The sequence below is a fragment of the Halegenticoccus soli genome, assembly GCF_002844195.1.
Taxonomy (GTDB): Archaea; Halobacteriota; Halobacteria; order Halobacteriales; family Haloferacaceae; genus Halegenticoccus; species Halegenticoccus soli.
The window spans coordinates 350,044-364,238 of the sequence record NZ_PEND01000004.1 but is presented as its reverse complement, the minus strand read 5'-3'; the positions used below and the strand labels follow the sequence as shown (position 1 = coordinate 364,238).

Annotated in this window: 19 protein-coding genes and 1 pseudogene; 13 read left to right on the top strand and 7 right to left on the bottom strand. The window is 71.2% G+C overall.

The window, feature by feature from the left end:
- Positions 1-20 precede the first annotated feature (20 nt).
- Both gfcR and CNO20_RS13085 read right to left on the bottom strand, forming a co-directional pair.
- Positions 21-671 (bottom strand): transcriptional regulator GfcR, encoded by a 651-nt coding sequence (gfcR, locus tag CNO20_RS13090; RefSeq protein ID WP_101296562.1) that lies wholly within the window; start codon positions 669-671, stop codon positions 21-23.
- Complete coding sequence (locus CNO20_RS13085) at positions 658-1,728, bottom strand: glucose 1-dehydrogenase (protein WP_101296561.1); 1,071 nt, start codon at positions 1,726-1,728, stop codon at positions 658-660. Before CNO20_RS13085 ends, gfcR begins: the two co-directional genes overlap by 14 nt.
- A 341-nt stretch (positions 1,729-2,069) precedes the next feature.
- On the opposite strand from CNO20_RS13085, the gene CNO20_RS13080 reads away from it, so the two are divergent.
- Genes CNO20_RS13080 through psmA form a run of 4 tightly spaced genes read left to right on the top strand, consistent with a single transcriptional unit; the run spans position 2,070 to position 4,715 of the window.
- On the top strand, positions 2,070-2,777 hold the full coding sequence (locus tag CNO20_RS13080; RefSeq protein WP_101296560.1) for an RNase P subunit p30 family protein: 708 nt from the start codon (positions 2,070-2,072) through the stop codon (positions 2,775-2,777).
- Complete coding sequence (locus tag CNO20_RS13075) at positions 2,761-3,465, top strand: class I SAM-dependent methyltransferase (RefSeq protein WP_101296559.1); 705 nt, start codon at positions 2,761-2,763, stop codon at positions 3,463-3,465. The genes CNO20_RS13080 and CNO20_RS13075 overlap by 17 nt, the downstream gene beginning before the upstream one ends.
- On the top strand, positions 3,462-3,944 hold the full coding sequence (locus CNO20_RS13070) for an Rpp14/Pop5 family protein (protein WP_101296558.1): 483 nt from the start codon (positions 3,462-3,464) through the stop codon (positions 3,942-3,944). Before CNO20_RS13075 ends, CNO20_RS13070 begins: the two co-directional genes overlap by 4 nt.
- A 9-nt stretch (positions 3,945-3,953) precedes the next feature.
- Positions 3,954-4,715 (top strand): archaeal proteasome endopeptidase complex subunit alpha, encoded by a 762-nt coding sequence (psmA, locus tag CNO20_RS13065; RefSeq protein ID WP_101296557.1) that lies wholly within the window; start codon positions 3,954-3,956, stop codon positions 4,713-4,715.
- Between the two features lie 193 nt (positions 4,716-4,908).
- Here the strand turns inward: psmA and CNO20_RS13060 are convergent, their stop codons facing one another.
- From CNO20_RS13060 to gvpA, 5 genes are all read right to left on the bottom strand, one after another.
- Positions 4,909-5,262 (bottom strand): helix-turn-helix transcriptional regulator, encoded by a 354-nt coding sequence (locus CNO20_RS13060; RefSeq protein ID WP_101296743.1) that lies wholly within the window; start codon positions 5,260-5,262, stop codon positions 4,909-4,911.
- A 57-nt stretch (positions 5,263-5,319) separates the two neighbouring features.
- The gene (locus CNO20_RS13055) at positions 5,320-6,060 is read right to left on the bottom strand and encodes an NRDE family protein (RefSeq protein ID WP_101296556.1); all 741 of its coding nucleotides are present in this window, start codon (positions 6,058-6,060) and stop codon (positions 5,320-5,322) included.
- Positions 6,061-6,159: 99 nt separating this feature from the next.
- Positions 6,160-7,218, bottom strand: coding sequence for an MBL fold metallo-hydrolase (locus CNO20_RS13050; protein ID WP_101296555.1), 1,059 nt, complete (start codon positions 7,216-7,218; stop codon positions 6,160-6,162).
- An 86-nt stretch (positions 7,219-7,304) separates the two neighbouring features.
- Positions 7,305-7,967, bottom strand: a complete 663-nt coding sequence (gene gvpO / locus CNO20_RS24105) for a gas vesicle protein GvpO, halophile-type (RefSeq protein WP_101296554.1) — start codon at positions 7,965-7,967, stop codon at positions 7,305-7,307.
- A 45-nt stretch (positions 7,968-8,012) separates the two neighbouring features.
- Entirely contained in the window at positions 8,013-8,288 is a 276-nt protein-coding gene (gene gvpA, locus CNO20_RS13040) for a gas vesicle protein GvpA (RefSeq protein WP_101296553.1), read from the bottom strand.
- Between the two features lie 218 nt (positions 8,289-8,506).
- Here gvpA and CNO20_RS13035 point away from each other — a divergent pair, with 218 nt between their 5' ends.
- The 9 genes and pseudogenes from CNO20_RS13035 (at position 8,507) to CNO20_RS12995 (ending at position 14,164) form a co-directional block, all read left to right on the top strand.
- Positions 8,507-9,139: a GvpL/GvpF family gas vesicle protein gene (locus tag CNO20_RS13035; protein ID WP_101296552.1), complete on the top strand. Its 633-nt coding sequence runs from the start codon at positions 8,507-8,509 to the stop codon at positions 9,137-9,139.
- Positions 9,140-9,149: 10 nt separating this feature from the next.
- A complete protein-coding gene (gene gvpG, locus CNO20_RS13030; RefSeq protein WP_101296551.1) occupies positions 9,150-9,401 on the top strand; it encodes a gas vesicle protein GvpG in 252 nt (83 codons plus the stop codon).
- The gene (gvpH, locus tag CNO20_RS13025) at positions 9,398-9,889 is read left to right on the top strand and encodes a gas vesicle protein GvpH (protein ID WP_101296550.1); all 492 of its coding nucleotides are present in this window, start codon (positions 9,398-9,400) and stop codon (positions 9,887-9,889) included. Before gvpG ends, gvpH begins: the two co-directional genes overlap by 4 nt.
- Complete coding sequence (locus CNO20_RS13020; protein WP_199174843.1) at positions 9,886-10,752, top strand: hypothetical protein; 867 nt, start codon at positions 9,886-9,888, stop codon at positions 10,750-10,752. The genes gvpH and CNO20_RS13020 overlap by 4 nt, the downstream gene beginning before the upstream one ends.
- Positions 10,745-11,302, top strand: a complete 558-nt coding sequence (gene gvpJ, locus CNO20_RS24370) for a gas vesicle protein GvpJ (RefSeq protein WP_101296549.1) — start codon at positions 10,745-10,747, stop codon at positions 11,300-11,302. The genes CNO20_RS13020 and gvpJ overlap by 8 nt, the downstream gene beginning before the upstream one ends.
- Positions 11,289-11,651, top strand: coding sequence for a gas vesicle protein GvpK (gene gvpK, locus CNO20_RS13010; RefSeq protein ID WP_101296548.1), 363 nt, complete (start codon positions 11,289-11,291; stop codon positions 11,649-11,651). The genes gvpJ and gvpK overlap by 14 nt, the downstream gene beginning before the upstream one ends.
- Positions 11,648-12,466, top strand: coding sequence for a gas vesicle protein GvpL (gene gvpL, locus CNO20_RS13005; RefSeq protein ID WP_101296547.1), 819 nt, complete (start codon positions 11,648-11,650; stop codon positions 12,464-12,466). The genes gvpK and gvpL overlap by 4 nt, the downstream gene beginning before the upstream one ends.
- A pseudogene (gene gvpM / locus CNO20_RS23845) lies at positions 12,450-12,665 on the top strand (gas vesicle protein GvpM); the annotation flags it as partial. The gene gvpL and the pseudogene gvpM, both read left to right, overlap by 17 nt.
- A gap of 395 nt (positions 12,666-13,060) precedes the next feature.
- Positions 13,061-14,164 (top strand): DnaJ domain-containing protein, encoded by a 1,104-nt coding sequence (locus CNO20_RS12995; RefSeq protein ID WP_101296545.1) that lies wholly within the window; start codon positions 13,061-13,063, stop codon positions 14,162-14,164.
- Positions 14,165-14,195 lie beyond the last annotated feature (31 nt).

Sequence of the window (14,195 nt, the reverse complement as noted above, 5' to 3'; positions counted from 1 at the left end):
ACCCGCGGACGAAACGACCGCTACTGGCGGTCTTCGCTGCCGACGCGGACGACGTTGATCAGCGCGTGGACGGGCACGTCGTCGACCGCCTCGACCCCCTGCTTGTCGACGACGACGACGCAGCCGACGGGGTTGCCCCCCTCCTCGCGGACGGCCTCGATCGTCTCGCTCATCGTCGTGCCGCTCGTGATCGTGTCGTCGACGATGTAACAGTCCCGCCCGCGGATCTGCGCGAAGTTGCGCGAGAAGCTCCCGCCGTAGTCCTCGATGTCGCCCTCCTCCCACTGGTGCTTGCGCGGGGCGTACGCGCCGAGATCCGTGTCGAGTTCGCTCGCGACCGCCGTCGCGAGCGGGACGCCCGCCTTCTCGATGCCGATCGTGAGATCGACCTCCTGGCCCTCCTTCGAGAGGAGATCGGCCATCGCGCGCGCGACGTGGGTGAGCCTGGCGCTGTCCCGGCCGATCGCGCTCCAGTCGACGTGGATGTCGTGGGGGCCGTCCCGGTCGTCGTCGCCCGTCCGCGAGATCGGCTCGCTCGTCGCGCCGCTGCGCTCGACGAGCCAGCTCGCCGTCTCCCGGGAGACGTTCAGTTCGTCGGCGATCTCGCCCTTCGACAGTCCCCGCTCCGCCAGTTCGGCGGCGCTGGAGATGAGGTCGTCAACGTTCTTCATGTGTGTCGAATTGGACGGCGGTTTTTATAACCGTGTCCCCCTCGGCGAACGCCCGGTCGAACTCGTCCAGCCCGTACACGCCGGTGACCAGGTCGTCGACGAACCACTCGGGGAGGGCCGAGATCGCTTCGGCCGCGGCCTCGAAGTGTCTGACGCCCGAGTTGACGCTGCCGACCATCGCCTTGTTGTGGAGGACCAGCTCCTCGTGGAACGCGCCGCCGTCGATCTCGAACTCCCACTCGCCCGGGACGCCGAGCAGGGCGGCCACGCCGTTCGGCGCGAGCGCGTGGACCGACTCGAACGCGTGCTTCGCGTAGCCGGTCGCCTCGTAGACGAAGTCCACCGGCTCGTAGACCTCCGGGACGGCGTCCGCGGGCGTCTTCCGGGAGTCGACGTACGTCGCGCCGAGCTCCTCGATGATGTCGATCGTCGGGTCGGGCCGGTCCCGGCGGCCGAGACAGTACAGCCGTTCGTAGTCGCCCCGAAGCATCGCGAGCGTCAGGAGACCCAGACTCCCGTTGCCGAGCACGAGCGCCGACTCGGGGCTCCACTCGAACGTCGACCGGGACGCCTCGGCGAGTTCGAACGCCTTCTCGGAGATGGACGCCGGCTCGACGAGAAAGCCGATCTCGGCCAGGGATTCGGGGATCCGCACCAGGTACTCCGCGGGGCTGGTAAAGTACTCCGCCATGAACCCGTGCGCGCCCACGATGCCCCGCTCGTGGTACATCCCCTCGGGGGCCATGTCCGCTTCGCCGCGCTCGAAGTACTCGTTCGCCCCGTTCGGCGGCCGGCGGACCGTCGGGACGACCACGTCCCCGACCGCCAACTCGGTGCCGTTCGGGTCCTCGACGACGCCGACCGCCTCGTGGCCGAGTACGAGGTGGTCCTCGCCCTCGGGGACCCCGCCGTGGCCGCCGCGTATCACCTCGTGGTCGGTCCCGTCGACCCCGACGCGGAGCGTGCGGACGAGCGCTTCGCCCGCGTCGGGCTCCGGCCGCGGTTTCTCGACGAGCGACGGCGCTCCCTCTCCCTCCCGGACTGCGATCGCCTTCATACTCGGTACCAGTACCCCCTCCACCAAAAGATTTATTCTACATCGAGTAAAGAGTACATACGTCGGCGGGTGCCCGGGCGCGTCGATCCCAGCCCACGACGCGTCCGTTACGCGCCAGCGGATGCCTGTCCAGCCAGCAACTCCAGCCACGTCGGCACTCGCCGCACCCGTGCCACTTTCGGTGCCTCTTTCCGTGCCTCTCCTTTCTGCGGTTCGACGACGTTTCGAGCCGTAGCCGATCGGACGCCGCTTCTCGGAGCGAACCGTAACTGCCCGGATCAAATCGTGAACTCTCGGACCGAACCGTAACCCCAAAGCCGCGTCCGCGACTTCGAATTCGCATGTACGAGGCGGTCCACGCGTACCCCGACGGCGACAGCACCGCGGCGCGGTTCGCGCTCACCGCCGCGCGCTACGGATTCGACGGAGTCGTGGTCCGCGTGCGCTCCGCGGGCGAGGCGGGTCCGGCGAGCTACGAGCGCGTCCGGGACGAGTACGGCGTCGACGTGGTCGACGGGATCGAGGTCGTCGCCGAGAACCCCCAGCGGGCGAGCGGCGGGATCGGCAACTACCGGCCCAAGTGCACCCTCCTTCTCGTCCGCGGCGGGACGGACGGTCTCAACCGCTTCGCCGTCGAACAGGAGCGCGTCGACGTGCTCGCGCGCCCGATGGCCGGCGACGGCGACGTGAACCACGTCCTCGCCCGCGTCGCTCGGGAGAACGGCGTCCGGATCGAGTTCGACTTCGGCCCCGTGCTCAGGCGGGACGGCGGCCACCGCGTGCGGGCGCTTCAGGGGCTCAGAAAGCTCCGCGAGCTCGTCGAGAAGTACGACGCCCCGTACGTGGTGAGCGCGAACCCGGCCTCGCACCTCCAGCTCCGCGCCCCCCGGGAGCTCGTCGCCGTCGGCGAGGCGGCCGGGTTCACCGGGGAACAGATCGAGGCGGGGCTCGCGGAGTGGGGTCGCCTCGCCGCCCGCAACCGCGAACGGCGCTCCGAGTCGTTCATAGCGCCGGGGGTAAAACGTGGTAGGTATGAAGAAGACGATTGAGGAACACGCCGCCCACTTCTCGGAGATGGCCGCCGACTACGACGACTCGCAGAACAGCGAGGAGTACAGGGCCTGCGCGAGCCTCGTCGTGGAGCACGCCGCGCCCGGGCCGGACGACGTCGTCCTCGACCTCGGCGCGGGCACCGGCGCGATCGCCCTCGCGCTGGCCCCGCGCGCGAAGCGCGTCGTCGGCCGCGACATCAGCGAGGGGATGCTTGAGCGGGCGCGCGAGAAGGCCGCGGCGGCGGGGATCGAGAACGTCGAGTTCGGGTACGGGACGTTCCGCGAACCCGAGTACGGCGGTTCGGAGTCGACCCGATCCGCCGGCCCGGACGTCGTCGTCTCGAACTTCGCGATGCACCACCTGTCCGACGACGAAAAGCGGGAGGCGATCGAGGTCATCGCCGGCCTCGGCCCGCGCAAGTTCGTCCTCGGCGACGTGATGTTCTTCGGCGAGCCGAACCCCGACGAGCCGTTCTACAGCCCCGAGGTGGACGATCCGGCGACGGTCGGGACGCTGGTGGACGCGCTGACCGACGCGGGCTTCGCGCTCACGGCGGTCGAGCGCGTGCACGATCAGGTCGGCGTCCTCGTCGCCGAGCGCGCGCCGATCGCCGGAACCGCCGCGGACGCGGAGGCTGTCGGCGGCGACCCGGAGGGCGACGACGACTCGCCCGCGCGCGAATGAAGCACCTTCCGAAGCACCTCCAGCCGCGCTGGCGCTACCTCGGCGTCGGCATCGAAGCCTGGCCCGACGCCGACCTCACGCGCGGAGCGTTCCAGCGCGAGCTCTGGTTCGCGGCGCAGAACCTCCTCGGGGACGTCGGGAGCGCCGACGCCGACCTGACGGTGCTCGGGTTCCGGTTCGGCGGCGGCGTCGGCGAGACCGTCGTCCGCGCCCGGCGCGGGCACGCCGACGAGGCCCGGGCCGCCCTGGCGTGCGTCGACGACGTGGGGGGCGACCCGATCGGGGTTCGCGTCCGCGGCGTCTCGGGGACGGTGCGCGCCTGTGAAGAAAGGTATTTAGGAGGCCGGGCCGGACATTCGGGGAAGAGAAACGTCGCGTTCGAGGACGCCGACAGGACCGCTTACTCGCGGGACGGGGCGCTCGACGTGCGCCTCCCGTCGGGGTTCGCGGGTGCGACGCAACTCGATTTCGAGCCATAGAGTGATACTATGCAGGGACAAGCGCAACAGCAGGCGTACGACCGCGGGATCACCATCTTCTCGCCCGACGGCCGCCTCTACCAGGTCGAGTACGCGCGCGAAGCAGTCAAGCGAGGAACCGCGAGCATCGGCATCCGGACGGCAGACGGGGTCGTCCTCGCGGCGGACAAGCGCAGCCGGTCGCCGCTCATGGAGCCGTCGAGCGTCGAGAAGATCCACAAGGCCGACGACCACATCGGCATCGCCAGCGCGGGCCACGTCGCCGACGCCCGGCAGCTGATCGACTTCGCCCGCCGCCAGTCGCAGGTCAACCGCCTGCGCTACGGCGAGCCGATCGGCATCGAGACGCTGACGAAGGAGGTCACGGACCACATCCAGCAGTACACGCAGGTGGGCGGCGCCCGCCCCTTCGGCGTCGCGCTGCTGATCGGCGGCGTCGAGAACGGCCGCCCGCGCCTCTACGAGACGGACCCCTCGGGGACGCCCTACGAGTGGAAGGCCGTCTCGATCGGGTCCGACCGCGGCGAGATCCGCGACTTCCTCGAAGAGAACTACCGCGAGGACGTGGACCTCGACGCGGGCGTCGGGCTCGCGCTCCGCGCGCTCGCCGAGGTCAGCGACGAGAACCTGACGCCCGAGGGCATCGGCGTCGCCACCGTCGACGCCGAGAGCGAGCAGTTCCGCGAGCTGCCGACGGACGAACTCGAAGGGTACCTGAGCGAACACGACCTGCTCGCCTCCGACGGGGACGGCGACGAGGTCGGCGAGTAACCCGACCGGAGTTCGCGGTCCCCGCGTACGGCGGATCGACTTTTCGAACCGGGAGCGTGCGACGAACCGAAAGCGGCGGTTCCCGTGCCGGTCGGTTCGCGCGGCTCGGCGGGCGATTCCGGCCGCCCGAACGCGGCGGCGACTCGTCGTCGAACACCGCGTCCGGCTCGAAACGGGGTCCGCGGAGCCGGCGTCAGTACTCTTCGTACGCGAGGTTCATCAGCCACTGCGAGAACGCGTCGCTCCGGGCGTTTATCTCCTCCTCGCCGATGAACGGCGAGAGCATGTCGCCGGCCATGAGCAGCGAGAAGTCGAGGTCCCTCGTGGCCGGCTGGAGGTAGTACGTGTTGTGCCCGTTGTACACCGTCTCCTCGCGCTGGATCAGATCGCGCTCTTCGAGTGCCTCCGCGATCCGGCTCCCCTTGCGCGAGGAGACGTCGAGCTCCTTCCAGAAGTCGCTCTGGTGGATGCCGCCGCTCCGGCGGACGAGTTCGAGCCCGGCGCGCTCGTCCGCCGAGAGGTCGGCCTCCGCGTCGGACGCGCTCACGCGAACCACCCCGGAAGTGGGTTGTCGATCATACGAGGGAGTCGTCGGGCGACCCGCTTAAAGCTGGCTTTCGACGGGGCGGAAGGCGGTCTCGCAGGGCGGGCCGTCGGCGAACAGGTGCGTCTCGGGGCCGTCCTCGTAGAGCGCGACGAGCGACGACGACCTGGTGCCGTACCCGTCGCCGTGGACGCAGACCCCGTACTCGTGGTCGCCGAGCACCTCCCCGGCCCGGTCGAGCCACTCGTCGGCCGACTCCCCGGGCTCCGGCCCGAGCGCCTCGCGCACCTTCCGCGCGTTCTCGGCCTGGCGACGGCCGACCTCCGGGCGGCGATCGGGGACGAAAAAGGAGTCGTCGGTGCCGACGTTCACCACGACGTGCACGCCGGGGTCGTACTGTCGGACGCGGAGGTAGCCGTCCCACTCCAGGAGGAGCGCGGCGTCCGCGTCGGCGAGCACGAGGTTGAACCCCTCGTACTCGTCCGCCCCGACCGCGCGCTCGACGTCCCTCGACGCTTCCTCGGCGCTCCGTCGGCGGAGCGCGTCGCGGACGAGCAGCCCGCGGGAGCGTTCGCCGGCCAGTCCCGACACCCAGCGGTTCGTGATCCCGACGAGCAGGCCGTGCTCGTTGTAGCCGAGCCACGTGCCGCCGGCTTCGAGGTCGCGGGGGGCGACGACGATCGGATCGTCTTCGATGCGCGACGGCGGCGCCGACGGGCGGCCGAACGCCTCGTCCCGGTTGGCCGCGACGACGACCGGCGCGTCCGGGAACGTCCGCCACGCGAGGGTGAGCGTGCACACGAGGTTCCCTAGGTCGGGTTCGGATTTAAATGCTGGTCGGGCGTGCGACCGCAAGACCACCGGAAGGGACGTCTCAGAGGGACGTCTCGGGGGCGCGCCTCAGCCGTCGATGCGAGGGAACAGCGCGTCGACGTCCGGATCGTGGTCGACGAGTTCGTAGTCGCGCCCGTCGCGCTCGACGACGCCGGTCGCCCGCAGGTGGTCGAGGTGGGCGTACGCCTCGCCCGGCCCGTGGAGGACGTGGATGTCGCGCAGTTCGCCGAACAGGTGCGCGCTCACGGTCCAGGCGTCGCAGGGCCCGCGCTCGGCGAGCACGCCGATCACGTTCCGCGTGCGCTCGCGGTGGTGTTCGAGGATCGTCGCCGCGCGACCGGCGGGGTCGTCGATCCGGTCGCGGTGGCCGGGCCAGGCCCGATCGGGGTCCCGCTCGGCCAGCCGGACGAGGCTGTCGGCGTACGTCGCGAGGGGCGCGTCGACCCGGACGTCGGCGCCCCCGACGTTCGGCGTGTACTTCGGGAGGATCGCGTCCCCCACGAACGCCTCCTCGCCGCCCTTCTCCGCGGGCGCGATCTCGTCGTCCTCCCCCGCGGGCGCTCCCCCGGCGTCCGCCGCCTGTTCGCCGGGTGCCTCGTCGGCCTCGAACGCGAACGCGCAGAGCCCGGCGGCGTGGCCGGGGAGGTGGACCGCCTCGTAGGTGCGACCGTTCACCTCGAAGGCGTCACCATCGGCGAACGGCGTCACGTCCGCGGGCTCCCCCGCGAGATCGGCGTGCCGTTCGAGGTAGTCGAGAAGCCCCTCGCGGGCGTCGTCCGGGAGGTTCCACTCGCGGAGGCGAGCGGCGAGGCGCTCGTTCTCGGCCGCGACGGCGGACTCCTCGCCCGCGACGAGCGGCGCGTCGGCCTCGTGCGCCCGGACGGTCGCCCCGCTCTCGGACTGAATCTCGCCCGCGAGGCCGGCGTGGTCGTAGTGCCAGTGGGTGACGAAGATCTCGTCCACGTCGGCGAAGGACAGCCCGTAGTCGGCCAGCCCGGCCCGGAGCTGGTCCCGGGCGTTCGGGGTCGCCACCCCCGCGTCGACGAGCGCGGTCGTCTCGCCGTCCAGCACGTAGACGTTGTTTCGGCCCTCGAATACGGTGTTACCGAGCTGGATTCGCTTCACGCCCGAGCGGTCAGTTCGAGAGCAAAAGAGCGTTCCCACTCGCCGCGACGATCGGCCGACGCCCCGTTTCGGGTCCGTCGGCGAGGTTAGAACTCGTCGGCCGCGGTGTCGCTCCGCCGGTAGCGGTCGAGGCGGCGGTAACCGTGGATGTCGCCGCCCTCGTCGAGTTCGATCTCGTATCGGCCCAGGATGTCCTGGGTGTCCGGGACCGATCGGCGCTCGACCACCTCGACGACGGCCCGCCAGCCGTCGTCGTCCTTCGTCACTTCGGTGATCCCGTCGAGATCGCGGCCGATGACGTCCGCCGCCAGGTCGAACACCGTGTCCCGGACCGTCATGAGATCGGGGTTCGCGCCGCTTTCGGCGGACGACTCGTTTTCGGCCTCGGACTCGCTTTCGGCGTCTGACTCGCCTTCCTCGGTCGATTCTTCGCTCATATCCGTAGTTGACTCGGCTTCGTCGCTCACGCCGTCTCGCCCCTCGGACGATTCGCCCTCCGCGGCCTTGTCGTCTTCGTCCCCGCCGGCCGACGCGCCCTCATCGTCGTCGGCCGACGCGCCCTCGTCGTCACCCGACGCGTCCCCGTCCCCCGCAGCCGACGCATCGGCGTCCGACTCGTCCGCGGTCGGATCGCTCTCGTCGTGCTGGTAGCAAAATCCGTCCTCCTGCGCCGGGCGCGCACACCGCGTGCCGTCCTCCGTCAGCGCTCGGCAGCGGTCGTCGGCTGTCTCCGATTCGGCTTCGGACACGTGTGATTCCTCGTGAAATGGGGGATCGGTCGGTGGTCGGGGGCGCTACTGCGACTGGGCGCGCATCGCCGGGGACTGTTTGATTTCGAGGTCCTGCAGGTCCTCGAAGTCGCCCGACTGCGTCGCCTGCTCGATCTTCGATATCTCGGCCGCGTAGTGGAGGAACGTGTCGACCGACGCCGCCACGACGCGCGCCTCGACCGTGAGGATCTCGATCCCGACGACGGAGATCCGCGCCCAGATGTCGATGACGATGCCCTTGTCCAGGATGCGATCAAGGACGTCTGCCAGGCTGGATGAACCGGGACGTTCGGATGCCATCGGTTCATGAAACACCCGTGTCGACCTTAACGGCACTGGCCGAACCGTCATAGATGACAATCGTCCGAATAGAACGGGCGGCGGAGCCCCCGATCGGACGGCTCGACGGCCGTCATTGTTTACCCCGACGACGACCACTCGTACCTAGGGACAGAAATGGCGACGGAACCACCGCGCGACGCCCCGGCGCGCGGAACAGTCAACGGGGATGGCCCGTCATGAGTTCGAACCTGTACACCTACGGCGTGATCGAAAAGGAGTCGATCGAGCTGGACGAGCGCGGCGTCGACGGCGGAACGCCGATCCGGACGGTCGATTATCGGACGCTGTCGGCCGTCGTGAGCGACATCGACACGATGGAACCGGAGCGGACCGACGAGAACGCCCGCGCGCACGACGAGGTCCTCCGCGAGGTGCTCCTGTACGACGGCGGCCGCACGATCGTGCCGATGCAGTTCGGGATGACGTTCAAGAGCGGCCGGACGCTGAAGAGCGTCCTGCGCGGCGGCCGCCGCGCCTTCAGGCAGGCGCTCAACGACGTCGACGGGATGATCGAACTCGGCGTGAAGCTCGTCGCCGACGAGGGCGCGGACCTGGACCGGGAGGCGATCCGCGAGGACGTCGGGGGTCGGCTGGCCGAGGTGAGCGCCCGCGAGACCGACGACGACCTGTACAGCGACCGGCTCGTGCTGAACCGCGCGTACCTCGTCGAGCGGGACGGCGAGGAGGCGTTCGGCGACGCGGTCGAGGCGATCCGCGAGGACTACGGGGAGACGCTTCGCGTCCAGTACAACGGCCCCTGGGCGCCGTACAACTTCGTGGACATCGAGATCGGAGCGCAGGGACGGTGACGCAGAACGCATGTTCCTCGTAGACGATCTCCTCGTCAAACCGTTCGTGTCGATCCTCGACGTCATCCACGCGATGGCGATCGACGAAATGTACGACAGGGAGGCGATCATGGACGACATCAAGGAGAACCAACTGCTGTACGAACTCGGCGAGCGCTCGGAGGCCGAGTACGAGCGGCGAAAGGCGGAGCTCGAAGCCGAACTCGACGCGGCCGAGGAGGCGCACGAACGCGTCAGCGGCAAAGTCGAGGTGATGGGATGACCGACGACGACCGAGCCCCCGACCGCGGGGAGCCGGCCGGGCTCGTCGGCGCGCTGCGGCGCGTCCTCGAAACGCTGCACGAACTGGACGCCGAAGGCTCCCGGGTCGAGACCCGGCGCGGGGTGGCCCGATCCGGCGGACGGAAGGCCGAGTACGGCTACTCGATCCGGGTCGGGAGCCTCCGCGACGAGGGGGAGCGCTCGCGGCCCTCGCGGACCGACGAACCCCCGGCGACCGACCGCCCCGTCAGCGTCAGAGAGGTCGCCGACGGCGCGATCGTCGTCGCGGACCTGCCGGACGTCGACCCGGAGACGCTGGCCGCGGGCGTCGACGGGCGGAGGCTGACCGTCGCGGCCGACGGCGACACCGTCGTTCGGGTCGACCTGTCGCGGGCGGGACTGGTCGTCGGCGAAGCCACCTACAACAACGGCGTCCTCGAACTCCGGCTCCGGGACGCGACCGACGGGCGGGAGGGGGAGGAGCCGTGACCGACGACCGATCCGCGTCCGACGACGGCGCGGGCGAGGTGGACCTGGAAGACCTCACTACCCGGCTGAAGGGCGCTCTCGACGGCCTCGACGGCGGTGGCGACGAAACCGAGGAGGGCGTCGACGAGGACGGGGGCGACGGCGCGGCGGACGGCCCGCTGTCGAGCCTCGACGACGTCGAGAGGCTCGTCGAGGAGGTCCGGGAGCTGCTCGAGACGATCGACTTCGAGAACCTGCCCGACGCGGTCGACGTGGAGGAGCTTCCGGAGGCGATCGACGCGGACGCGATCCCCGACGCCGTCGCGAACGCCGATCCGGGCGAGGCCGTCGACGGCGGGAAGCTCCTGCGCCTGATCGAGCTCGGCGAACTCCTCGACAGCGTCGACGTCCGCGACTTCTGGCAGAACAAGCGGGAGCTGGACGACGCGGTCGAGGACGTGACGGGCGGCGGCGAGGGCGATGGGGACGACGGGATGCTCTCGGACGCGGACCTCGACGTGGACGCGGGCGACGCCCTCGAAGCCGACGCGGACCTGGACGAGCTGGACGACCTGAGCGAGTACGAGGTCGCCATCCAGTCGCAGCTGAGCGACTCCGTCGAGGTGTTCAGAGAGAAGATCGTCGAGACCCACGAGCGGCTCGACGCGCTCCGGGCGGAGAACGAAGCGCGCGTCGGGTCGCTCGACCAGCCCTCGTCGCGGAACCCGACGGCCTACTCGACGGTGCCGCGGCGTCGGACCGCGGTGTCCGGCGCGGCGCGCTTCTCGACGGTGCCGCGGGACACGCGCTACTCGAACGCCCCGAACCACGAGCGGATCTACGGGTCCCGCTTCCGGAAAGAGCGAGGTGAGGACGATGGGTAGCGGCGGACCCACGCGCCGGTCGGACAGCCTCGCCGACGTGGTCGAGATGCTGCTCGACAAGGGCGTCGTGATCAACGCCGACATCGCCGTCACGATCGGCGAGACGGAGCTCCTGGGGATCCAGCTCAGGGCGGCCATCGCCTCGTTCGAGACCGCGGCGCAGTACGGCCTGGAGTTCCCCGAGGGGACCGACATGGAGCGCGTCAGGGAGGTGTCCGGCCGATCGGCCCACCTCGAACCGCTCGACGCGGCGTCCGGCGGGGACGAAGACGGGGACGAGGGCGAAGGCGAGGACGACCGCGACAGGGCGGAGATCGCCGTCGCTGCCCCGGTCGACGGGCCGACCGTGACCGACCCGGAAGTCGACGAGGACGCCGACCCGGAAGTCGACGAGGACGACGGGAGCGAAGCGGCCGACGGGGACGGTTCGGGGGTCGAAGACGCCGAGTCGGACTCCGGAGAGGGCGGCGGAAGCGACTCGGCGGACGAGACGAGCGAGGCGAGCGAGGAGGGCGAGGTGAGCGAGGAGGGCGACGATGACGACGATTGATCTCGACGGCGAGGAGGCGTCTGACGGGCTGCTGACGCTCGTCGTCGCGGTGGTCGAACTCTTAGTCGAGGCGCTGGAGCGGGAGGCGGTTCGGCGCATGGAGTCCGGGTCGCTCACGGACGAGGAGATCGAGCGCCTCGGCGCGCAGCTCGCCGCCCTGGAGGACGAGGTCGACCGGCTGAAAGCTGACCAGGGGATCGAGGACGGCGTCGACCGGCTCCGGGGCGACCTCTCGTCGCTGGTCGACGACGCGCTCCGACGGGTCGAGGGCCGGCCGGGCGTCGAGTACGGCGTGATCGGCGAATCGGGCGAAACCGAAGGCGACCGCGCGAGCGGAACCGAACGATGACCGACTTGGACGAGGGGCGGTACCTGTACTGCGTCGTGCGCCTGGACGAGGGCGCGGAGCCGGAGTTCTCGGCGACCGGGGTGGACGGCGAACCGGTGTCGGTCGTCGCCGCCGACGGACTCGGCGCGGTCGTCCACCCCTGCGAGGCGCTCTACGACTCGGACGCCCCCGCGGAGATCAAGCGGTGGTTGCTGCGACACCAGGAAGTCGTCGACGAGGCCGGCGAGGCGTTCGGCACGCCGCTGCCGTTCCAGTTCGACACGATCCTCAAGGGCGGCGACGACCGGGTCCGCGAGTGGCTCCGCGAAGAGTCGGAAACGTTCCGGACGCACCTCGACGCCCTGGCCGGCCACTGGGAGTACCGAATCGAGGTCGCGCGCGACGAGGAGGCCGCCGCCGAGGCCGTCGTCGAGGGGGACGCGGAGCTCCGCGAGCTTCGGGACCGCGTCGACGAGGCGTCCGAGGGGACGCGGTTTCTCCTCGAAAAGCAGTACGAGCGGCAGCTCCGGCGGGAGCTGCGCGCGCGGCGCGAGGCGCAGGCGGGGTCGCTCGCGGACCGCCTCCGGCCGCACGTGCGCGAACTGCACGACCTCGGGGAGCGGCGGTCGACCGGGCTCGACGTCGGCGAGGCGTCGGACGCGGAGCCGTTCGCGCGCTTCGCCGCGCTCGCGACCGACGAGGGGGCCGACGCGCTCGGCGACGTGCTGGAATCGATCGCGGCGGAGCCGGGGGTCGAGGTCAGGTTCACCGGGCCGTGGCCGCCGTACACCTTCACGCCCGATCTGGGGGAGGACGCGCGTGGAACCAACGCGTGATCCGGACGACGCGCTCGTCGACCTGCTGGACGTGCTCCTGGAGAAGGGGGCCGTGGTCGAGGCGGACGTGATCATCACGGTCGCGGACGTCCCCCTCGTGGGCCTCAAACTCCGCGCGGCCCTCGCCGGCATGACGACCATGACCGAGTACGGGATCTTCGAGGGGTGGGACGTCGAGAAACGGAGGCGTCGGCGGGACCGCTCGCCCCGGCTCGGCGCGCCGACCGAGGGCCGCCCGGAAAGTTCGGACGGTCCCGGAGTTCGGCCCGAGGGCCGCGAGCGCCCGGTGTCGGATCGCCCGGCCGACGGGACGCCCCCGGCGCGACCGGAGACCGAGTCCCCGTCGAGCGCCCGCCCGGCGGCCGACGCTCCGGAGGACGAGGAAGGCGAGGAGGACGGCCAGGCCGATCCGGACGGCGGTGACGCCCCCGACGAGTCGCCCGACGAGGAAATGTCCGGTCCCGATCACGACTGACGGAGGTTTTTCGAGCCCTCGGGAGCGACGAATCGCGCGTTTCGGACGCCACCCGGACCGTTCGTCTCAACTTCCGATACATTGACGTTCGGCGTCGCCGTAGCGCGGAAGCGACAGGCATGCCCGAGGACTTCTACGACCTGCTCGGCGTCGGTCGGGACGCCACCGCCGACGAACTCAAGGCGGCCTACCGGGCGAAGGCCCAGGAGTACCACCCCGACGTGAACGACGACGAGCGGGCGGGCGCGCAGTTCACGATCGTCCGGCGGGCGTACGACGTGCTCCGGGACGACGCGGAGCGCGCCCGCTACGACCGCCTCGGGCACCGAACCTACGTCGCACAGCACATGAACGGTCTGCCGTCGGTCGCGGCGCGGCGGGCGTCGTCGGACGCCGACGGATCGCAATCGGATCGAACGGGATCGAGGGGGCGGTGGGAACGCCGCCCGGGGGGATCGAACGGGTCGAACGGGTCGCGGTCGAACGCTCGCGCGGGCGCGTCCGCGAACGCCGCGGCCGGCTCTGCGGCGGGGCGGGGGTCGTCGCCCGGCGACGGGTCGACCGGGAGTCCCGATCCGTCGCCGAACGGCGGGACGCGGACGGACCGGGGGAGACCGAACGAGGGGACGACGGCCGGACGGAACCGAAGCGGGGCCCGGTCCGCCGATCGGCGGCGGGTCGACGCCTCGGCCTCGACCCGGACCGCGCCCGCCGGGGCGCGCGGAACGCGGACCGACGGACGAACCCGCAGGGCGACGCTCCGCGCGCGGTGGGTCGCCGTGGCGCTCGCGGCGCTCGCGTACCTCGTCGGCGTCGGCCGGTTCGCGCTCGCCAACCGCGCGGGGCTCGACGCGGCCGCGGGACGGCTGGCGACCGAGCCCGTCGCGGCGCTCGGCGGCGGGTACGCGACCGTCCCGCCGACGGCGTTCGCGCGAGCGGCGGTCGGAGGGGCGGCGGTCGGAGAGCCGTCGGTCGCCATCCTGTTCCCCGCGGGGGCGCTCGCGCTGCCGCTCGTCCTGGGGGTCACGGTCCTGGGCTACGGTCGCGGGACCGCCTGGCTCTACGCCGTCTGCGCGTTCGCGCCGGCCGCGGCGCTGACCCTGGGCGCCGCGTTCCCCGCCCGTCCGCTCGGCGTCGACCTGCTCCTGTTCGTCGCCCTCCCGGTCGGCGCGGCGCTCGTCTTCCTCGGCGACCTGGGTCGGTACCTCCGCGCCGCGGGGTGATCGGCCGTCTCGCTTTTTGTCAGTGGGTCCT